At 64.1% G+C, this 18,661-nt stretch carries 20 protein-coding genes and 1 tRNA gene; 4 read left to right on the top strand and 17 right to left on the bottom strand.

Annotated elements, in window-relative coordinates; translation table 11 throughout:
- The first annotated feature begins 129 nt into the window (after nt 1–129).
- Nucleotides 130–876, top strand: a complete 747-nt coding sequence (locus FIU28_RS11825) for an SDR family NAD(P)-dependent oxidoreductase (RefSeq protein WP_143573159.1) — start codon at nt 130–132, stop codon at nt 874–876.
- A 155-nt stretch (nt 877–1,031) separates the two neighbouring features.
- Here the strand turns inward: FIU28_RS11825 and FIU28_RS11820 are convergent, their stop codons facing one another.
- The 4 genes from FIU28_RS11820 to FIU28_RS11805 all read right to left on the bottom strand — a co-directional run bounded on the left by FIU28_RS11820 (nt 1,032) and on the right by FIU28_RS11805 (nt 4,267).
- Nucleotides 1,032–1,823: an energy transducer TonB family protein gene (locus FIU28_RS11820; RefSeq protein ID WP_143573158.1), complete on the bottom strand. Its 792-nt coding sequence runs from the start codon at nt 1,821–1,823 to the stop codon at nt 1,032–1,034.
- Between the two features lie 14 nt (nt 1,824–1,837).
- Nucleotides 1,838–2,308 carry a TonB system transport protein ExbD gene (exbD, locus tag FIU28_RS11815; protein ID WP_143573157.1) on the bottom strand — a complete coding sequence of 157 codons (471 nt, stop codon included), beginning with the start codon at nt 2,306–2,308 and terminating at the stop codon, nt 1,838–1,840.
- Between the two features lie 3 nt (nt 2,309–2,311).
- Nucleotides 2,312–3,187, bottom strand: a complete 876-nt coding sequence (gene exbB, locus FIU28_RS11810) for a tonB-system energizer ExbB (protein ID WP_143576150.1) — start codon at nt 3,185–3,187, stop codon at nt 2,312–2,314.
- A gap of 333 nt (nt 3,188–3,520) precedes the next feature.
- Nucleotides 3,521–4,267: a spermidine synthase gene (locus tag FIU28_RS11805; RefSeq protein WP_143573156.1), complete on the bottom strand. Its 747-nt coding sequence runs from the start codon at nt 4,265–4,267 to the stop codon at nt 3,521–3,523.
- Nucleotides 4,268–4,710: 443 nt separating this feature from the next.
- On the opposite strand from FIU28_RS11805, the gene FIU28_RS11800 reads away from it, so the two are divergent.
- Entirely contained in the window at nt 4,711–5,142 is a 432-nt protein-coding gene (locus tag FIU28_RS11800; protein ID WP_143573155.1) for a response regulator, read from the top strand.
- Nucleotides 5,143–5,178: 36 nt separating this feature from the next.
- Here FIU28_RS11800 and FIU28_RS11795 read toward each other — a convergent pair whose 3' ends face one another.
- From FIU28_RS11795 to FIU28_RS26415, 13 genes are all read right to left on the bottom strand, one after another.
- Nucleotides 5,179–5,496 (bottom strand): PilZ domain-containing protein, encoded by a 318-nt coding sequence (locus tag FIU28_RS11795; protein WP_143573154.1) that lies wholly within the window; start codon nt 5,494–5,496, stop codon nt 5,179–5,181.
- A 9-nt stretch (nt 5,497–5,505) separates the two neighbouring features.
- Nucleotides 5,506–6,381 (bottom strand): CheR family methyltransferase, encoded by an 876-nt coding sequence (locus FIU28_RS11790; RefSeq protein WP_143573153.1) that lies wholly within the window; start codon nt 6,379–6,381, stop codon nt 5,506–5,508.
- Nucleotides 6,382–6,688: 307 nt separating this feature from the next.
- Nucleotides 6,689–7,876 (bottom strand): Na+/H+ antiporter NhaA, encoded by a 1,188-nt coding sequence (gene nhaA, locus FIU28_RS11785; protein ID WP_143573152.1) that lies wholly within the window; start codon nt 7,874–7,876, stop codon nt 6,689–6,691.
- Nucleotides 7,877–8,078: 202 nt separating this feature from the next.
- Nucleotides 8,079–8,152 (bottom strand) — tRNA-Gln (locus tag FIU28_RS11780).
- A gap of 177 nt (nt 8,153–8,329) precedes the next feature.
- Nucleotides 8,330–9,283: a catechol 2,3-dioxygenase gene (locus FIU28_RS11775; protein ID WP_143573151.1), complete on the bottom strand. Its 954-nt coding sequence runs from the start codon at nt 9,281–9,283 to the stop codon at nt 8,330–8,332.
- Nucleotides 9,284–9,411: 128 nt separating this feature from the next.
- Nucleotides 9,412–10,263 carry an ABC transporter substrate-binding protein gene (locus FIU28_RS11770; protein ID WP_143573150.1) on the bottom strand — a complete coding sequence of 284 codons (852 nt, stop codon included), beginning with the start codon at nt 10,261–10,263 and terminating at the stop codon, nt 9,412–9,414.
- Nucleotides 10,264–10,272: 9 nt separating this feature from the next.
- Nucleotides 10,273–10,965 carry a 4-carboxy-4-hydroxy-2-oxoadipate aldolase/oxaloacetate decarboxylase gene (locus tag FIU28_RS11765; RefSeq protein ID WP_143573149.1) on the bottom strand — a complete coding sequence of 231 codons (693 nt, stop codon included), beginning with the start codon at nt 10,963–10,965 and terminating at the stop codon, nt 10,273–10,275.
- Nucleotides 10,962–11,684, bottom strand: coding sequence for a PIG-L deacetylase family protein (locus FIU28_RS11760; protein ID WP_143573148.1), 723 nt, complete (start codon nt 11,682–11,684; stop codon nt 10,962–10,964). The genes FIU28_RS11765 and FIU28_RS11760 overlap by 4 nt, the downstream gene beginning before the upstream one ends.
- A gap of 11 nt (nt 11,685–11,695) precedes the next feature.
- Nucleotides 11,696–12,568 (bottom strand): amidohydrolase family protein, encoded by an 873-nt coding sequence (locus FIU28_RS11755; protein WP_143573147.1) that lies wholly within the window; start codon nt 12,566–12,568, stop codon nt 11,696–11,698.
- Nucleotides 12,569–12,604: 36 nt separating this feature from the next.
- A complete protein-coding gene (locus tag FIU28_RS11750) occupies nt 12,605–13,543 on the bottom strand; it encodes a Bug family tripartite tricarboxylate transporter substrate binding protein (RefSeq protein WP_143573146.1) in 939 nt (312 codons plus the stop codon).
- Between the two features lie 208 nt (nt 13,544–13,751).
- The gene (locus FIU28_RS11745; protein WP_143573145.1) at nt 13,752–14,858 is read right to left on the bottom strand and encodes a ring-opening amidohydrolase; all 1,107 of its coding nucleotides are present in this window, start codon (nt 14,856–14,858) and stop codon (nt 13,752–13,754) included.
- Between the two features lie 105 nt (nt 14,859–14,963).
- Nucleotides 14,964–15,860: a LysR family transcriptional regulator gene (locus FIU28_RS11740; protein ID WP_168202924.1), complete on the bottom strand. Its 897-nt coding sequence runs from the start codon at nt 15,858–15,860 to the stop codon at nt 14,964–14,966.
- A gap of 127 nt (nt 15,861–15,987) precedes the next feature.
- Nucleotides 15,988–16,134 (bottom strand): hypothetical protein, encoded by a 147-nt coding sequence (locus FIU28_RS26415; protein ID WP_168202923.1) that lies wholly within the window; start codon nt 16,132–16,134, stop codon nt 15,988–15,990.
- A gap of 71 nt (nt 16,135–16,205) precedes the next feature.
- Here FIU28_RS26415 and FIU28_RS11735 point away from each other — a divergent pair, with 71 nt between their 5' ends.
- A complete protein-coding gene (locus FIU28_RS11735) occupies nt 16,206–17,957 on the top strand; it encodes an ATP-binding protein (RefSeq protein WP_143573143.1) in 1,752 nt (583 codons plus the stop codon).
- Nucleotides 17,958–18,077: 120 nt separating this feature from the next.
- The gene (locus FIU28_RS11730) at nt 18,078–18,650 is read left to right on the top strand and encodes a peroxidase-related enzyme (protein WP_143573142.1); all 573 of its coding nucleotides are present in this window, start codon (nt 18,078–18,080) and stop codon (nt 18,648–18,650) included.
- Nucleotides 18,651–18,661: the final 11 nt, after the last annotated feature.

Below are 18,661 nucleotides of genomic sequence, written 5' to 3'. Positions count from 1 at the left end.
GAACCCGGACCCTCGAGATGGGACGATGAACATTTCGGAACTCCGGGTCTGCGGCAGCCGGATTCGCCGCCTGCCGCATCCCGGAATGACAGTTTGATTTCGTAGATTGTATCGAGCAAGGACACTCCCATGAACAAAATCGATCTGAACGGACGCTGCGCCGTGGTCACCGGCGGCGCGCAGGGATTTGGGCGCGCGATCACCGAGCGCTTCGTTGCTTCCGGCGCCAGGGTGGCGATCTGGGACCACGACATCGCGTATGCGGAAAGAACCGCGAAGGAGATCGGCGATGCCGTCATCGCTATCGGCGTCGACGTATCCGATCTTGCGGCGGTCGAGGCCGCGCGCGACACCACGCTGGCCAAGCTGGGAAAGATCGACATCCTCGTCAACAATGCCGGGATCGCCGGGATCAACAAGACGGTATGGGAAACCGACCTGGATGAATGGCGCAAGGTGCTGCGCATCAACCTCGACGGTCCGTTCATCTGCTGCAAGGCGATCGTGCCGTCGATGGTGAAACAGAACTACGGCCGCATCGTCAACATCGCCTCGATTGCCGGCAAGGAAGGCAACCCGAACGCGGCGCACTACTCCGCGTCGAAGGCCGGGCTGATTGCGCTCACCAAGTCGCTCGGCAAGGAACTGGCGAGCTACGAGATCGCAGTCAACGCGATCACGCCGGCGGCGGCGCGGACGGCGATCTTCGACCAGATGACGCAGCAGCATATCGACTTCATGCTGTCGAAGATTCCGAAGGGCCGCTTCGTGCTGGTGGAAGAACTCGCCGCGATGGCCGCCTGGCTGGCGTCCGAAGACTGCGCGTTCTCGACCGGCGCGGTGTTCGATATTTCGGGCGGTCGCGCGACGTATTAGTTCTTCTTCCTTCTCCCCTTTTGGGAGACGGTGGCCGCGCGAAGCGCGGTCGGATGAGGGGTAACAGCGAAGCTCGGAGCTTGTAGCGCCCCCTCACCCGTCTCGACCGCTTCGCGGTCGATCCACCCTCTCCCACAAGGGGGAGAGGGAAGAAGTCACCCCTTCGCCTTGACGCGAAAGATCACCGGCAGTGTGAAGCTGAGGCCCTCGTCGGCGATCAGCGGCGGCGGGGCCGGCAGCGGGTCGGAGCGACGCACCATGGCGACCGCGGCCTGGTCGAAGGCGGCGTCGCCGGAGCCCTTGATGACGCTGACGGCGAGGACCTTGCCGGTACGGTCGATCTCGAAGTTGACGGTGATCTCGGCGGTCTTCTGCTGGCGCTCGGCGGGATAGCGCTTGTGGCGGTCGAGATGCGCGACCAGTTCCTTCTGCCATGTCACCTTCATGCGCTGCGCGCTCTGGCCGGAGCCCTGCGCGGGCGCGACCGAACGCGGCGCCTCCTGGGCAGCGTCGACCGAAGGCATCGCGGTCGCTTCGGACGCCACCGATTCCGTGGAGGCCGATTGCTGCACCGCCTGCTTTTCAGGCTCCTCCTCGACCGGCTTCTTGGAATCATTGGTGGTCACGACCTGGTCGGGATCCTCGCTCTCCTGCGGGATCGCCTTCGGCAGATCGGTCTCCTTCACTTCCGCCTTCTGCTCGGCGATCGCCGGCGAGGCGGTGGAAGCGTCGGTGTCGGGCCCGGGCGGCAGGTCGCTGGCCTCCTGGCGCGGCGACAGCATCTCCAGCCCGACCTCGATCGCCGGCGCCCCCAGCGAGTCGTCGGAGGCGTCCGCATCGAGTTGCACCACGGCCAGCGCGATGCCGACGCCGTGCAGCATCACCGCGACGACCGCGGCGATGGCCCACAGCCGGCATGACGGCTTTCGTGCATCAAGGTCGGACATCTCGTTTCGTCCGTTCAGGGCTTCGGCTGGTCGGCCGGCGCCGGTGGCACCGCGCCGCGGTCCGGCACGCCTTCCAGCGTCACCAGCTTCAGCTTGGTGTAGCCGCCGGCCCGCAGCAATTCCAGCACGTCCATCATGTCGCCATAGGGTACCGCCCGGTCGGCGCGCAGGAAGATCGGCTTGTCCTTGCTGGCATCCGGCATGGCGTCCAGCGAGCGGATCAGGTCGACGCGCTTGACCATGTTTTCGCCGATCGCCACCGCGAGATCCGGCTTGATGCTGACATAGATCGGCTTGTCCGGCTTCTTGACCGGCGTGGCGGTCGAGGTCGGCAGGTCGATCGGCAGGTCGACGGTGGAGAGCGGGGCTGCGATCATGAAGATGATCAGCAGCACCAGCATCACGTCGATGAACGGCGTGACGTTGATCTCATGGGACTCTTCGAGATCGTCGTCGCCGGCGCCTTCGGATATCGACATGCCCATGGTCTATTCCGCCGCGCGCGAGTGCGGGATGCCATGCTGGGTGCGATCGAGATCGCGAGACAACAGCCGGCCGGCCGCGCCGGAAGCGCGGTTGACGTACTCCATGTAGGTCTTCGTCACCCGGGCGAAGTGATTGTAGATGATCACCGCCGGGATCGCCGCGACCAGGCCGATCGCGGTGGCCAGCAGCGCCTCCGCAATGCCGGGCGCCACGACGGCGAGATTGGTGGTCTGCGATTTCGAAATGCCGATGAAGCTGTTCATGATGCCCCACACGGTGCCGAACAGGCCGACGAATGGCGAGGTCGCGCCGATGGTGGCGAGCGCGCCCATGCCGAAGCGGATGCGGCGGGCTTCGGCGCGCATGATCTCGGAGAAGCTGGAGGCGGCGCGCTCCTTGATACCGGCGTCGGAGGAGATGCCGACCGACATCCGCCCCTCCTTCATCGCCGCAGCCAGCAGCACGGAAAGCACGGTATCCTTCTTGCCGAGCGCGAGCTGCGCTTCCGACAGCGAACGGGACTCCGAGATGTGCTTCAACGCGTTCTTCAGGCGGCGCTGCGAGGCGGTCAATTCCATCGTCTTGGCGATGGCGACGGTCCAGGTGACCAGCGAAGCGAAGGCAAGGCCCAGCATGACGAGCTGGACGATGATGTCGGCGTTCCTGAACATCGCCCACGGCGACAGATCGTGCACGCCCACCGCTACCGCCGCCTTCGCTCCCTTGGCCGTCTCGGCACCGGACGGATCGATCGCCTGCGGGGCCGGCGCTGCCGAGGGCGCCGTCTGAGCCGACGCCGGCGGCGCGGCGACCTGTTGCGCAGCGAGGGGCGAGGCCAGCGCGAACACGGCCAGCACGGACAACAGTTTCAGAAGCATTCTAAACAAGGACGTGTACCTCGGACCGACGGCGGATGACATTGGGATAGACACCGGTCAACTTGACCATTTCAGGGCCGGCGCTTCCGGGCCGTTCGGCAACGCTTTAGACTGCGGCACGCCCTCGGGCACTCGACGGCCTTCGCTCGCCCCGTGGAATTGAGTACCGGCCGGCCAAAAACCGGTCAATGCGGTTTGCCCGCATTAGGCTGTCGATTCCTTTGAATACGTCCAAACTGCCGCTCAAATCACCAGGCCGATCACGGCTGGAACTTCAACCATTGCAATGCCGGCGGACCCTACTCGCCCGGACTGTCGCGATCTGCAGGAACGCTACGCCTGCACCGCACGCTTCGTGCCGACATAAACGGTGTTGGACACCTCATCGTCGCCATGCAGGTTTTCGAACGCCACCACATGCGCTTCAACCGCGCCGAACACCCGTTCCAGCAAGCCGTTGAACGCTGCATCCGGCGGATCATTCGACCACAACGCGAACACGCCGCCGGGCTTGAGGTGCTCCGACAACCGCTGCAAACCGGCTGCGGTGTAGAGTACGGCATGGCTGGGATGCAGCAAATTGTCCGGTGCGTGGTCGATGTCGACCAGCACGGCGTCGAACAGCCGGCCGAGCGCTTCGGGATCGAGGCCGCCATCGGCCGAGGTGGCCATCGTGAAAAAGTCGCCGTGCACGAGGCGGCAGCGCGGATCGGCGGACAGTTCACGGCCGACGGGAATGAGGCCGGCCTGGTGCCACTCGATCACTTCCGGCAGGGCATCGATCACGATCAGCGAACGAACGCGCGGATCAGCCAGCGCGGCCTGCGCGGTATAGCCCAGACCGAGGCCGCCGACCACGACGTCGAGGCCGCCCTGTGAAAGCGGATCTTGCGGCAGCGACGACAGCCCGATATCGGCGAGCGCGATCTCGGCGGCGGTGAAGGCGCTCGACATCAGGAATTCATCGCCGAGCTTGATCTCGTAGATATCGACATCGGAGTCCGGCCGGCGGCGGCGGCGCAGGGTCAGCACACCGATCGGCGTGGGGCGATAGTCCAGCTCTTCAAAATTGATGCTCATGCCGCACCATGCCCATGCGACAGCCGGCGCGGCAACAGCCAATATTTGTCCATCACGGCCGCAACGGCTGCCGTCCATGATACGCGCACCCTGGCATATGCAGGGCGCCATGCGCGCCGAGGGAGATCGCGGCCTCGATCGTGCCTCGCGGTAGCTGACAACGCGGGCCGTTCGGCAACAACATGACTAGCGGCAACGTCGCCCCCGATCATCCAACGAATACCGCTAAATCACGCCAACTTTTAACGATAAACGCCGCGACCATCACGCGATGTTTGATGTGAACCTATTAATTACACGTCACACGACTCAAGAAGTGCACTATTCGATACAGACAGCTACGGCACACATGTTCAAAAGTTCTCATACGCCACGATTCGTTTTGTGAAGTGGGTAGTTGAGTGTTGATGCGGACAGATTTCACTTCTGCGCGGGGGCACTTGATGAAACGAGTATTGGTTGTCGATGACGATCCGTTGGTATCATTGTCCATCCGCCTGACGCTGGATCGGCACGGCTTCGAGACCGTGCTGGCCGATGGGGGCGTCAGCGGCTTGCATGCCCTGGAAGCATCGCGGTTCGACGTCATGATCGTCGATATCTTCATGCCGGAGATGCGCGGCTTTGAATCGGTGCGGGTGTTTCACCAGCGCGCGCCCGATGTCCCGCTGATCGCGATCTCCGGCTATGCCTTCGCGCAGCACACCGCGCCGGCGCCGGACTTCTTGCGGATGGCGCTCGTGCTCGGCGCGACGCGCTGCCTGCGCAAGCCGTTCACGCCCGCCGCTTTGCTCGCGGTGATCGGGGAAAGCCTGGCGGAAGCCTCCGCCCTGCGCCGTCCCGACGATTTAGGCACCGCGATCCATAGCGAATAGCCATCGTCTTTCTGCCGTCTGCCCCGCCGGGAGTCGTCAGGCGTCGGCCATGTCGGAATTGGTGGTTCGCTTGGCTTTGCCGGGCTTTGTGCTGAGAAAGCGGATTTCGAGCTCCGCTCCGTTGACCTTGACCAGTTCGCAGCGCCGATAGGCCAGCCCCGTCGAGGACAGCAGCAGGAAGAACTCCTTCAGATGCAAGCCCTCGATCGATCCTTCCAGGGTCAGTTCGGCATCGACCGAGGACACCGCCTTCAACAGGCAATTGCGGCGCCAGGTGCCATCGATCGCCATAATCCAGACGCTGTAGCCCCGCCCGAACACAACGCGTGCCGGCCCGGTGTTCTCTGTTGCCATCACGCGGTCCTATCTGACGGCACTCGCCGGCATCTTCAGTGCCGCGCCCATGCCGGGTATCGATGACGCGGCCCGCGCGTCCACCGGCAGATAGACGCCGCGGCGGTTCGGACAGACGCGATATTTGTCGGTAAGACCAATCACCGTTTCGGCCGCGCCAAGGAACAGACAGCCGTCCGGTTCGCTCGCCTTGGCGAGCCGGCCGAAGATATCGCTCTTGGTCGGCTGGTCGAAATAGATCAGCACGTTGCGGCAGAAGATGATGTCAAACTTGCCGAGGCCGGCAAAGTCCTGCAGCAGATTGAACTGGCGGAACTGCACCAGCGCACGGACGTCGGCATTAAGCTGCCACATCGTGCCCACTTGCGTGAAATGCTTGACCAGCGACTGGATCGGCAGGCCGCGCTGCACTTCGAACTGCGTGTAAAGACCGGCGCGCGACTTCTCCAGGACTTCCGGCGACAGATCGGTGGCGATGATCTCGAGCCGCCAGCCGGAGAGCTGGGCGCTCATGTCCTTGAGGATCATCGCCAGCGAATAGGGCTCCTGCCCGGTCGAGCCGGCGGCACACCAGATCCGCAACGCGCGCTTGCTGGCGCGCGCCTTGATCAGGTCAGGCACCACGGTGTCCTTGAAATGATCGAACGGCGTCTTGTCGCGAAAGAAGAACGTCTCGTTGGTGGTCATGGCCTCGACCACGTCGGCGATCACTTGTGCCGAGCCGGCCTTCATCTTCTGCACGACCTCGCTGATACCGGCGACGCCGAGCTTGCGCGCCAGCGGCAACAGCCGACTTTCCAGCAGATACTTCTTGTCGGCCGACAACATCAGGCCGGAGCGTTCTTTCAGAATCTTTTGCAGATACTCGTAATCGGCGGGAGTCATGATGTCTTTCTGAACAAAGCGCCTGCAATCCTGCGCATTCGAATTCCGGTAATGGCCGAAGATGCGATGGTGGTATTTTCAAGCCCGACAATAAGCGTCGGTCAATCATGACAGTTGCAGCAAATGACTAAGACATCCCCAATATTGCCGGCACAATTGGCAACGAGAAAAGAGATTTGGCGCGAGAACACGACCACGCGCGGCGCTGCATCCGACATCGTAGGTATCAGTGGAAACGCCTGGCTCGAAAGAGCCAGGCGTTCGATGATGCGTGACGTCGCGCGGGAAAACTCGCGCGGGGGCTGGCCTATTCTCTCGAAGGACTTGTCCTGCGGCTGACCGCCAGCACGATCATGCCGAGCGCGCCGGAGATCAACGATCCTGCCAGCACCCCGACCTTGACCTCGTCTTGCAACTCCGCGCTGAGCGGAAACGCCAGAATGCCGATGAACAGGCTCATGGTGAAGCCGATGCCGCACAGCAGGGCAACGCCGTACATCTGCGCCCAACTGGCGTCATCGGGAAGTCTTGCGACTTTCAAAGTTATGGCGAGCCAGGTTGCCAACAGGACGCCGGCCTGTTTGCCCGCGAACAGGCCGAGCGTCACGCCGATCGTCACGGGCTCGAGCAGGACCGACCATTTCATGCCCGCAAAGGACACGCCTGCATTGGCAAAGCCGAAGACCGGCACGATCAGATAGGCCACCCAGGGCTGCAAGGCGTGTTCGAGCACGAGCAGCGGCCGCGGCGCTCCGGTCGCATGATCCGCCCTTGGCAGCGGGATCGTCAGCGCAAGCGCGACGCCGGCCAGCGTCGCGTGCACGCCGGATTTCAGGGTGCATAGCCAGAGCAGCACACCCAGGACCAGATAGGGCGTCAGCTTGCGGACGCCGAAACGGCTCATGCCCAACAGCAGGCCGATCGTCGCCGCGGCTCCCGCGAGCCACCACGGCGCCAGGCTGTCGGTATAGAACAAGGCGATGATGGTGATCGCGCCGAGGTCATCGAGAATGGCGAGCGCGGTGAGGAATATCTTCAGCGACACCGGCACGCGGGAGCCGAGCAGCGCGAGCGCGCCCAGGGCAAAGGCGATGTCGGTGGCCGTCGGAATGGCCCAGCCGCGCGCGGTCGCTCCGGAGATGCCGTTGAAGGCAAGGTAGATCGCCGCAGGCGCGATCATGCCGCCGAGGGCGGCAAAGCCCGGCAGGACGCGCCGCGGCCATGTCGCAAGCTGCCCCTCCATGAACTCGCGCTTGATCTCGAGCCCGACGAACAGAAAGAACACCGCCATCAGGGCGTCGTTGATCCAATGCAGCACGCTGAGGCCGGCGACATAGGACTGCAGGGTGGCAAAATAGGCCGGTGACGCCGGCGAGTTGGCCACGATCAAGGCAGCCGCGGCGGCCAGCATCAGCACCACGCCGCTGCCCGCCTCGCTGGTCATGAAATGGCGAAGCGACGAGATTGGCTTCAGCCTTGGAGGGGATGAGTTCATGTCGCTCCCTGACAGGTCGAAGTCGCCGGTACAAGCCGTTCCGGGTGTTACAGATGTGGCCGATTGATGCACCGCGAGCAAGCCTGACGCCCGCGCGACGATCCGGTTCCGGGGGACAAGTGGCGGATGCCAACGACCGTGTCACAGTACCGATCCGTCAACGGAACAGGGCGTGAAACCACATGGATGCCTGAAATCGGCCTGGCTGGGGAACTAGGATTCGAACCTAGACAAACAGAGTCAGAGTCTGTTGTGCTACCGTTACACCATTCCCCAAAGGATTCAGTGGCTTGGCCGCGGCCTGCCAGAATCGCCGGAACCGGGATAACCGCCCGTTCCGGCCGCGTTCTAGCCCGACCGCCGCACCTTGCGCAAGCGCGCCGTGAGCCAATTGCGCAATATCTCCCAACAAAGGAATAATTGCGCCCATCAGCGGGCTAGAAGCTCGTGACGTCACTGCACCGGCGGGGTGCCGTGGGTGTGGAAGGATTCGATGGTCTTGAGGCCCCAGGCCTGGCCTTTCCTGCGCTCTGCCTCGCTCCAGACGATCGGCTTCCAGTCCGGCGCCAGGATCAGCCGCGCGCCGGCGTTGGCGACCTCGACACGGTTGCCGCCGGGTTCGTAGACGTAGAGGAAGAAGGTCTGCTGGATCGCGTGCTTGTGCGGGCCGGTCTCAATATGCACGCCGGCCTCGAGGAAGATGTCGGCAGCGCGCAGAATGTCCTCGCGGCTGTCGAGCGCGTAGGTGACGTGGTGGAAGCGGCCTTTCGTGCCGGAATGGTCGCGCGAATAGGCGAAGTCGTAGCTCTTGTTCGACATCGTTAGCCACATGGCTGCCTCGGTGCCGTCGTCGAGCACGATCTGCTCGGTCAGCCGGCAGCCGAGATAATCCTCGAAGAAGATCCGGTTGGCCTTGATATCGACCGCGAGGCAATTGAGGTGATCGAGCCGTCGCACATTGATGCCGCGCGCGGGATATCGTTGCGCCTGGTTCTTCAATGCCGGCTTCAGCTCCGGCGGCGGCTCGTACCATTCGGTCTCGTAATAGAGCTCGACGATGTGGCCGTCAGGATCCCGGCAGCGATAGGCCGGGCCGTGGCCGAGATCGCCGTCGGTCCAGCCGATCGCGAACTCCGTGCCCTTCAGCGCCGCCACGCGCCGCTCAAGCGCCTGCGGGCTGCGCGCCCGCAGGGCCATGTGTTCCATGCCGGAGGTGTTCGACGCCGTCAGTTTCAGCGTCGAGCGCTCGTAATCGTCCCAGCCGCGCAAATAGACCGACTCGCCCTGCCGCCCACTGACGGTCATGCCCATCACGTCGACGAAGAAGGCGAGGCTCTCGTCGGGCTTCGGCGTCAGCATTTCCATGTGGCCGAGATGGGCGAGATCGTAGATCGGTTCGGGGGTCATGATTATCTCCAATGCCAATAGCCGTCATTGCGAGGAGCCCTTGCGACGAAGCAATCCAGTCTTCGCTTGAGGCCTTCTGGATTGCCGCGTCGCTTCGCTCCTCGCAATGACGGCGGAGAGTGGGGTGCTCATCTCAACTTGCGGGTCACGTCGTCGTACAGTTCATCCACAGCGTAAGCGCGCGGGATCAGTCCCTGCTCCGTGGCGTAGCCGGTAATCAGTTCGATCGAGCGGGTTAGTTCGTCGTCGGTATATGAGACGGTCTGGCCGGCCGCAGCGGCCCGGCTCGCCTGCAGCATGCGGTGCACCTCGCGGACGATTTCGGGATGTTCGTCCGACAGGTCCTTGCTGACCACCGTGATGTGATTGACCGGCACCACGCCATGCCCCGCGAACCACGCTTTCTCCTCGGCTGCGGCGTTGGGAAACAGCGGCTTCACCCGCGGATCGTCGGACTTTTCGCCGAGCACGGCGTCAAGTTCGCCGTTGAACAGCATCTGCAGGATCTGCTTCCCGGCCGGCGCCTTCGTCGTGATGTCCTTGAACTCGGCGACATGCGGCTCCTCGAAGGTCACCCAGTCGACCTTGTCGAGATCGACGTCGTAATCGTGGGCCAGGATGCCGCGCAGCCACGCGCCGGTCGTGGTGGTGAAGGAACGAATGCCGACGCGCTTGCCTTCGAGATCCTTCGGCGTGACGATTCCGGATTCCGGGTTGGTCACGGCAAAGCCATGCTGAAACCGCGCCATCATCACGTCGGGCAGCAGCACCATCGGCTTGTGATAGGCCCTGGCCATCAGGAAAGTGACGATCGCCAGTTCGGAGACATCGAACGCGGCCTCGCGGACCATCGGCTTGAAGCCCTTGTTGGTCGGCTTGTAGTCCGCGAATTCCATCTCGACGAGATCGGAGGAGATCTTGCCGGATTTCAGCGCCGCGGTGTGCGGGTGGTCGCCGAGCAGCACGCGGAGCTTCATCATCGCCCTGCCCTACACGTCTTCCGGCTTGTCGACATAGACGAGACCGGCCTTCGCAAGGCCCTCGCGCATGCTGTACATGTCGAGGCCGAGAATGCCGGAAGCAAGTGTCTGCCGCTTGCTCTCCTCCAGCGCCGCACGCGCCTCGGCCTTGTCGGCGATTTCGGCGGCGTTCTTACGGGGGATCACGACCACGCCGTCCTCGTCGGCAATGACGACGTCGCCGGGTTGGACCAGCTCGCCGGCGCAGACGACGGGGACGTTGACCGCGCCGAGCGTGGCTTTCACGGTGCCCTTGGCGGAAATCGCCTTCGACCAGACCGGAAAGCCCATCTCGCGCAGGGTCTTGATGTCGCGGCAGCCGGCATCGATAATCAGGCCGACGCCGCCGCGCGCCTTCAGCGAGGTCGCCAGCAGATCGCCGAACATGCCGTCGGTATTGTCGGTCGTGCAGGCCACCACCAGCATGTCGCCGGGGCGGCACTGCTCGATGGCGACATGCAGCATCCAGTTGTCGCCGGGCTGCGCCAGCACGGTCACCGCGGTGCCCGCCGCCTCCGCGCCGGCCCACACCGGGCGCATATAGGGCTTCATCAGGCCGAACCGGCCATAGGCCTCGTGCGCGGTGGACACGCCGAGCGCACCGAGACGCTTGACCACATCGGCATCGGCCCGCTCGATGTTTCGGACGACGACGGTCTTCATGCCAGCACCTCCAGGGTCATCGGGAACAGCCGCTGATAGGCCTCGCCATAGGTCATCGCAGCGCCCGTGTTGCGGCCGCCCTGCATGCCCCGCTGCAGCGCGACGCGCTCGTAATAGGCCCACAGATGCTTTTGCGCGGCGAGGATCTCGAACGTCTTGCGCTTGATGTCCCAGACCTCGTCGATATTGAGGATCACCTGCGGCTTGAAGTTGCACATCTCGGGCTGATGCGGCTCGAACAGGAACACCGGCGGCGCCGAATAGCTGTATTCGGCATCCGGCTTGTGACCCATCGCCTGCGCGATGATGCGGGCCTCCTGCGCGGCGGCCGTCGCGGCAGGGTGATCGACGTTATAGGGATCTTCCAGCGAATGCGTCAGCACGAAGCTCGGATTGAGCTCGCGGTAGATGTCGATCAGCCGTTCCTTGTGCGCCTCGGTGAGGTGCAAGGGATAGTCGCCGGCATCGAAGAACTCGATCTCCGCGCCCAACGAGGCCGCCGCGCGCTCGGCTTCATCGCGACGGCCGGCCTTGACCTTGTCCAGCGTCATGCCCTGCTGCTTCCAGGCAAACTGGGACTCGCCGCGCTCGCCATAGGCAAGGCAGACGATCTTCATCCGGTAGCCCTTCTTGGCATGCAGCGCGATCGCTCCGCCGGCGCGCCAGACGAAATCGCCGGGATGCGCGGAGACCACCAGGCCGGTTTTCTGCATCGACATGAGAGATGTCCTTACTTGCTATCGAAATCAAAAAGACGCGCCGGATTGTCGACCAGAATTTTTTGCTGCACGGCCGGGTCCGGTGCGAACAGCGGGATCAGGTCGACGAGGTCGCCATCATTGGGCATCGCCTTCACGTTGGGATGCGGCCAGTCGGTGCCCCAGATCACGCGATCCGGCGCGGTGTCGCAGATCTTCTTCGCGAACGGCACGGCGTCGGTAAAGGGCGGGCCCATCGAGGTCACGCGCTCGCAGCCGGACACTTTGACCCAGCACTTCTCGTCGCGCTGCATCAGGTCGAGCAGCGTGCGGAACGACAGCTGGTCGAGGCCGTCGGCCGCCTTGACGCGACCCATGTGGTCGATCGTGTAGCGCACCGGCAGCTTCGCCAGCAGCCCGGCATAGTCCGGCAGGTCGATCGCGTCGAAGTGCAAATCGACGTGCCAGTTCAGCGCGGCGATCATGTCGACGGTGCGATGAAAGACCTTCATGTCCGGCGTGCCGCCGAGATGCTTGACGAAGTTGAAGCGGCAGCCGCGAAAGCCGCCGTCATGCAGCTCCTGCAGGCCCTGCTCGTTAATCGCGGGATCGAGGTTGGCGACCGCGCGATAGCGGCCTTCGCTGACCTTGATGGCGTCGAGCGCGACGCGGTTGTCGGTGCCGTGCACGCTGGCATTGACGATCACCGCGCGGCCGATGCCGAGAATTTTGTGCAGCTTCTGGAAATCCTCCAGCGGCGCATCCGGCGGGATGTAGGAGCCGACATAGGGATACTTGGCGCCCGGTCCAAAGATGTGGGTGTGCGAGTCGCAAGCCAGCGCCGGCAGCTTGAATTTCGGCGTGCGGGTGTGAGGATCGGGGCCGGGCACGGTTGGTTTGGTCATGACGTCCTTGAATGCGTGAGGAAAAAGCGCGCGACGTTATTGTTTGGGAATGCCGGCCTGCTCGATCACCTTGGTCCACTTGGCGATGTCATCCACCAGACGCGCTTTCAGCTCTTCCGGCGAGCCGGCGCGCGCCTCGATGCCGAGATCGAGCAGCTTCTGCTTGACGTCCGGCTGCGCCACCACCTCGCGCAGCGCGGCGTTGAGTTTCGCGATCACCTCCGGCGGCGTTTTGGCCGGCGCGAACAGCGCGTTCCACGACACCACGTCGTAGCCCTTGACGCCGCCCTCGCTCACCGTGGGCGTGTCCTTCAGGATCACCGAGCGGGTTTCGCCGGTGGTGCCGATCGCCGTGAGCTTGCCGTCCGTCAATGCGGATTTCATGCCGACATAGTTGTCGATCAGGACGTCGATATCGTTGCGCAACAGGCCGATGATGGCTTCGGGCGTGGCGCGGTACGGCACGATCTGGAAATCGACGCCGGCGGTGGATTTCAGGAGCTGTGCGGACAGGTTCTGCGTGCTGCCGACGCTGATGGTGCCGACATTGAGCTTGCCGGGATTGTCGCGTGCAAACTTGATTAGGTCGGGAAGCGTCTTGTGGGGCGACTCGGCGTTGGTGCCGACGATGAAATCGAAGAAGCCGATGCTGGAGATCGGCGCGAAGTCCTTCACCGGATCGAACGGCAGGCTCTTGAACAGCGGCACGCTGACGGCGGTGCCGTTGCTGAGCAGCGCCAGCGTATAGCCATCCGGCGGCGACGACAGCACCGCGCGCGCCGCGGCGACGCCGCCGGCCCCCGGCATGTTCTCGACGATCAGGCGCTGGCCCAGTTTCTCGCCGAGGCTTTCGGCGACGATGCGCAGTGTGATGTCGGCGACGCCACCGGCGGCGAACGGCACGACCACACGGATCGGCCGGTTCGGATAGGTCGATTGCGCCTGTGCCGGGGAGGCCAGGCCCAAAAGGGTCATCGCCACAGCCGTGATCCCCGCGCGCCAATAGCGTGCTTGGCGGCCCTTCGATCGAAATTCAGATTGCGGCATCATGCGGCCCTGCCCTTCAGCGGGGCGGCTTGATGCGCCCCTTTCCGACCGCCGTCATAGCCAAGTCCTATTTATGCAACAAATGATAGTTTTCGCACAATCCACCGCTCTCCTTCATAATTGAACATGCTGGCCCTTATCGGCTTTTACGCACGATGACAGCCACCGGCCCGCCACCATCCGGGCCCTGATGTTCGGCGCCGCCGGACACGAACAACAATGTGGTGCCGACGACGCCGGCGATCACGCCGCCGACCAGCGCGCGCGCGTGGCGAGAGGATGCGATGTCGCTGTCGTCCAGCATGGTGTGCCGCGCGCCGCGAATGAGCCCGGTCTGCGAGGCCTCCGCCTTGCACAGCACGGCGCACAGCGCCTGCTGCGATTCTGCGTCCAGCGGATAGAGGGAGGCGATTCCCGCCGCCGACAGCGCGCGGATGACGGCCGCGGAATCGATCGCGTCCTGCATGACGTCGTGCGCGACGCGGTACTCGCCGGACCAGGCGCGGCTGTTGCCGACCACGAGAATCTGGTTCTCCAGCAGTTCGACCCCGGCCGAGGTGCTGGCGCGGTTCGAATACAGGCTGAAATCCCGGCAAACGACCGCATCGTCGATCGCCTCGCGGGACAGTTCTCCGAGCGCCACGCCGACGCCGAGCGCGGATGCGCCCCGCGAATAGGCCATCGATTTTAGCGTGTCCTCGGTGGCGACGTCCCGGCCGTCCGCTCTGGCCTCGGCGATGCGTGACTTGGTCAGCAGCGGGCATTTCACCTGCACGTAGTGCACGTCCTCCGCCCGCTCGATTCCGGCAGCGGCCATCGCCTCGCGCACCGCGTCCGCCGTCGCGTCGATCTGCGCGGCGCGGCCGATCTCGTGCGGCGCAAACGGGCGCGTCACCGCGGTTCCGATCGCCAGCGCCATTTCGCCATCCGCCGCCGCCTCGCCCGGCACCACCTCGAACACCAGCCAGTGCGGCGACAGCCCGCCCTCGGTTCCGCCGGACATCACCGTGACGACGCGCCGCTCGACGGCGTCGGAGGCCTCGCCCGTCGCGCGCACGATCATCGCCTTAAGCGCCGACGACGCAAAGCCGCGCGTGAAATCATTGACGCAACCATTGCCTTCGGTCTTGCCGAGGATAGCGACGATCCGCCGGGGATCGATGCGCCCGGCCGCGAATTGCGCCTCGATGCCGGAGACGTCGTCGGGCGCGCCGGCCGCAATCCTGTGAATTCGTGCTTCCATGAGGGTCCGCCTGTTGATGTTGGCCGAACCATGTGGCGCGCGCCTTGTTCGGACAAGCCCCGATTGGGACGCGCAGCGACGCCGAAAAGGCACCGCGCCCGCGGCCTATTGCAGGGCGGCGAAATACGCCTTGATCAACTCGATCAGCGCCTGCGCCGGCTTGCTCGGCGGCAGGCCGCGCTTGACGACGATGCCGACGGTGCGGCTGACGCCGGGGTTGCGCAGCGGCACGGCGACGAGGCCCGCGGTGCCCTGGGTTGCCACCGCAATGTTCGGCACCACGGCCACGCCGAGCCGTTCGAACACCATGCCCACCGCCGTCTGCAGATGCTGCACCTCGTAGCGCCAGTTCAGCGCGTCGCGGCGCTCGCCCAGCGCGTCGTCGATCAGCGCGCGATTGCCGGCCTGCGGGCTGATGCGGATCAGCGGCGTGTCCGCCAGATGCGCCCAGTTGAGAAAGTTGCGCTTTGCGAATTCGTGATCCTTCGGGCACAGCAGCACGAAGCGTTCCTTGATCAGCGGTGTCGCCTCGAGATCCCAGATGTTCATCGCAATGATGGTGACGCCGAACTCGGCCTGCCCCGACTGCACCAGCGTGGCGATCTCGCCGGCCGAATTGTCGTGGATCTTGATCGAGATGCCGGGATGCGCCGCGTTGAACTCCTGCAGCACCCGCGGCAAATGATAGGCGGCAATGGTCGGCAGGCAGCCCAGCGCGATATGCGCCTGACGCTGGCGACCACGGGCGCGCAGCAGGTCGATGGTGTCGGACAATTCGCCGATCATCCGCCGCGCGGTCGGCAGCAGTTCCAGTCCGGCAGGTGTCAGGGCCACCTGCCGCGTCGTGCGGGCGAGCAGTTGCAGGCCGAGATCCTCCTCCAGCTTCTTGATGCGGTGGCTGAGGGCCGTCTGCGACAGGTTCAGATGCGCTGCCGCGCGCGAAAAGCTGCCCCGCTCGGCAATCGCGAGGAACGCCTGCAGTCCCGGGAAGTCGATGCGCATGGAGATTCCGACCGATGCCGCCAATGAGCCTGCAGAGGTACCCCGCAGTTCCCCGGCGAAGCAAGGTTTGCGGACGGCCATGGCAAGCGCCCGGCGTCCCCTTGCACCTGAGCGACTGCCGGGCTGGTTAATTCGGGGTAAAGCCTTCGGCGGCCAGCCCCGCATCCGCTCGGCCGTCGGCCATGAATTCTTCCGGGAAAGCCGGTTGAATGCCGCGACCGGCAGTAAAGCCCACCGTTGAACGTCCAAACTGCACACGGAATGCCCCGGCCATTTAACCGTTTGTCCAGTCCCTTACCCTCATAGTGATCCCAAACCGGGGCGCGACAACGCGATTATTTCAACATGACACTTTTCACTACGCCGGCGTCGTTCGGGCGCATCATATCCGTCAAGGGCTCACTGGCCCGCGTCGGCCTGCTGGCTGCCAACCAGATGGCGCCGGCAAAAGCCCGCGCTACCGTCGGCTGTTTCGTCAGCATTCGCTGCGCAAGTTCGACCATCATCGCCATGATCACCGAGGTATCCTGCGAAAACATGCAGGAACCCGATACCTACATAGCCAGTGCCTCGGTTGACCTGCTCGGCGAGATCGTCGGCGGACCGGACCGCCCCAAGTTCCAGCGCGGCGTCACCATTTATCCGACTATCGGCGACGCCGTCGAACTGATCAGCAATGCGGAACTGCGCACCGTCTATGCACCGACCGGCTCCGACCAGATCAATGTCGGCACGCTGCAGCAGGACAAGTCGGTCATCGCCTATGTCGACGTCGAGGAAATGCTGAGCAAGCACTTTGCCGTGCTGGGCTCCACCGGCGTCGGCAAGTCCTCCGGCGTGTCCCTGCTACTCAACGAAATCCTGCGAGTGCGACCGAACCTTCGCATCTTCCTGCTCGATGTGCACAATGAATATGGCCGCTGCTTCGGTGACCGTGCGCTGGTGCTCAACCCGCGCAATCTGAAGCTGCCGTTCTGGCTGTTCAATTTCGAGGAGATCGTCGACGTGCTGTTCGCCGGCCGCCCCGGCGTGCCGGAAGAGCTGGAAATCCTCGGCGAGGTGATCCCGATCGCCAAGGGCGTCTATACGCAGTACCAGAACTCCGACCGCATCGGCCTGAAGCGGATCGACCCGAAGACGATCGGCTATACCGCCGACACCCCGGTGCCCTATCGCCTCGTCGATCTGATCTCGCTGATCGACGAACGCATGGGCAAGCTGGAGAACCGCTCCTCGCGCATCATCTATCACAAGCTGATCTCGCGCATCGAGACGGTGCGCAACGACCCGCGCTACGCCTTCATGTTCGACAACGCCAATGTCGGCGGCGACACCATGGCGGAAGTGATCTCCTATTTGTTCCGGCTGCCGGCCAACGGCAAGCCGATGACCATCATGCAGCTCGCGGGCTTCCCGGCTGAAGTCGTCGACTCCGTGGTGTCGGTGCTGTGCCGCATGGCGTTCGATTTCGGGCTGTGGAGCGACGGCGTCTCTCCGCTGTTGTTCGTCTGCGAGGAAGCCCATCGCTACGCTTCCGCCGACCGCAACATCGGCTTCGGCCCGACCCGCAAGGCGGTATCGCGGATTGCCAAGGAAGGCCGCAAATACGGCGTCTATCTCGGCTTGGTGACCCAGCGTCCCGCCGAACTCGACGCGACCATTATCTCGCAGTGCAACACGTTATTCGCGATGCGGCTCGCCAACGAGCGCGACCAGACATTGTTGCGCTCTGCCGTGTCGGATGCCGCCGCCAATCTATTGTCTTTCGTGCCCTCGCTCGGCACCCGCGAAGTGCTGGCGTTCGGCGAAGGCGTCGCGCTGCCGACGCGACTGCGGTTCAAGGAAGTGCCGCCGCATCAATTGCCGCGCTCGGAAGCCACGATTTCCACCGTGCCGTCGGTCGCGGCCGGCCACGACATGCATTTCGTCGCCGCGGTGCTGGAACGCTGGCGCGGCGCCACCTCGCACCGCGACGTGCCGAACGATCCCGGCTTCACCGACCGCCCGATGCCGCGCACGCTGGAAACCCCGATGCTGCAGCCGTCGCTCGGCCTCGACCCCGACCGCTTCTCGCTGCTGAAAAAGCCGCTCCGCTAGCTGCGCAGTTCAACTTCCCCCTCTTCTTTTGAGGGGGAGGGTGAAAAGAGCAACGCTTCTCCCCCGCGCCATCATCGCCTATGGTCCGCCCCGCGCATCACGCGCCCGACGGATCTCCCGATGACCCAGCCCAATCGTTTTCCCGTGCCTGCGATCGACACCCTGCCCGACGATATCCGCACGCGGATTCTGGCGGTGCAGGAAAAGTCCGGCTTCGTGCCCAACGTATTCCTGTCGCTGGCCGGGCGGCCGGATGAATTCCGCGCCTTCTTCGCCTATCACGACGCGCTGATGGACAAGGATGGCGGGCTGACCAAGGCCGAGCGCGAGATGATCGTGGTCGCGACCTCCGCCGCCAACCAGTGCCATTACTGCGTGGTGGCACACGGCGCGATCCTGCGGATCCGCGCCAAGAATCCGGAGATCGCCGATCAGATCGCGATCAACTATCGCCGGGCCGACATCACGCCGCGGCAGCGCGCAATGCTGGACTTCGCCATGAAGGTCAGCCGCTCTGCTGAAACCATCGGTGAATCGGATTTCGCCGAGGTCGCCGGCCAAGGCTTCAGCGATGACGACATCTGGGACATCACCGCCATTGCCGCGTTCTTCGCGCTGTCGAACCGGATGGCCAACGTCACCGGCATGAAGCCGAACGCAGAATTCTACATGATGGGCCGGCTGCCGAAATAACGGCGGCGCAC

It is taken from the genome of Tardiphaga sp. vice154 (assembly GCF_007018645.1).
Taxonomy (GTDB): domain Bacteria; phylum Pseudomonadota; class Alphaproteobacteria; order Rhizobiales; family Xanthobacteraceae; genus Tardiphaga.
The sequence above is the reverse complement of the archived record's forward strand: the minus strand, read 5'-3'. Positions and strand labels throughout refer to the sequence as shown.

Coding starts and splice junctions, on each gene's coding strand:
- FIU28_RS11825 (WP_143573159.1), top strand. CDS start 130: ATGAACAAAATCGATCTGAACGGACGCTGCGCCGTGGTCACCGGCGGC.
- FIU28_RS11820 (WP_143573158.1), bottom strand. CDS start 1,823: ATGTCCGACCTTGATGCACGAAAGCCGTCATGCCGGCTGTGGGCCATC.
- exbD (WP_143573157.1), bottom strand. CDS start 2,308: ATGGGCATGTCGATATCCGAAGGCGCCGGCGACGACGATCTCGAAGAG.
- exbB (WP_143576150.1), bottom strand. CDS start 3,187: ATGCTTCTGAAACTGTTGTCCGTGCTGGCCGTGTTCGCGCTGGCCTCG.
- FIU28_RS11805 (WP_143573156.1), bottom strand. CDS start 4,267: ATGAGCATCAATTTTGAAGAGCTGGACTATCGCCCCACGCCGATCGGT.
- FIU28_RS11800 (WP_143573155.1), top strand. CDS start 4,711: ATGAAACGAGTATTGGTTGTCGATGACGATCCGTTGGTATCATTGTCC.
- FIU28_RS11795 (WP_143573154.1), bottom strand. CDS start 5,496: ATGGCAACAGAGAACACCGGGCCGGCACGCGTTGTGTTCGGGCGGGGC.
- FIU28_RS11790 (WP_143573153.1), bottom strand. CDS start 6,381: ATGACTCCCGCCGATTACGAGTATCTGCAAAAGATTCTGAAAGAACGC.
- nhaA (WP_143573152.1), bottom strand. CDS start 7,876: ATGAACTCATCCCCTCCAAGGCTGAAGCCAATCTCGTCGCTTCGCCAT.
- FIU28_RS11775 (WP_143573151.1), bottom strand. CDS start 9,283: ATGACCCCCGAACCGATCTACGATCTCGCCCATCTCGGCCACATGGAA.
- FIU28_RS11770 (WP_143573150.1), bottom strand. CDS start 10,263: ATGATGAAGCTCCGCGTGCTGCTCGGCGACCACCCGCACACCGCGGCG.
- FIU28_RS11765 (WP_143573149.1), bottom strand. CDS start 10,965: ATGAAGACCGTCGTCGTCCGAAACATCGAGCGGGCCGATGCCGATGTG.
- FIU28_RS11760 (WP_143573148.1), bottom strand. CDS start 11,684: ATGTCGATGCAGAAAACCGGCCTGGTGGTCTCCGCGCATCCCGGCGAT.
- FIU28_RS11755 (WP_143573147.1), bottom strand. CDS start 12,568: ATGACCAAACCAACCGTGCCCGGCCCCGATCCTCACACCCGCACGCCG.
- FIU28_RS11750 (WP_143573146.1), bottom strand. CDS start 13,543: ATGACCCTTTTGGGCCTGGCCTCCCCGGCACAGGCGCAATCGACCTAT.
- FIU28_RS11745 (WP_143573145.1), bottom strand. CDS start 14,858: ATGGAAGCACGAATTCACAGGATTGCGGCCGGCGCGCCCGACGACGTC.
- FIU28_RS11740 (WP_168202924.1), bottom strand. CDS start 15,860: ATGCGCATCGACTTCCCGGGACTGCAGGCGTTCCTCGCGATTGCCGAG.
- FIU28_RS26415 (WP_168202923.1), bottom strand. CDS start 16,134: ATGGCCGGGGCATTCCGTGTGCAGTTTGGACGTTCAACGGTGGGCTTT.
- FIU28_RS11735 (WP_143573143.1), top strand. CDS start 16,206: ATGACACTTTTCACTACGCCGGCGTCGTTCGGGCGCATCATATCCGTC.
- FIU28_RS11730 (WP_143573142.1), top strand. CDS start 18,078: ATGACCCAGCCCAATCGTTTTCCCGTGCCTGCGATCGACACCCTGCCC.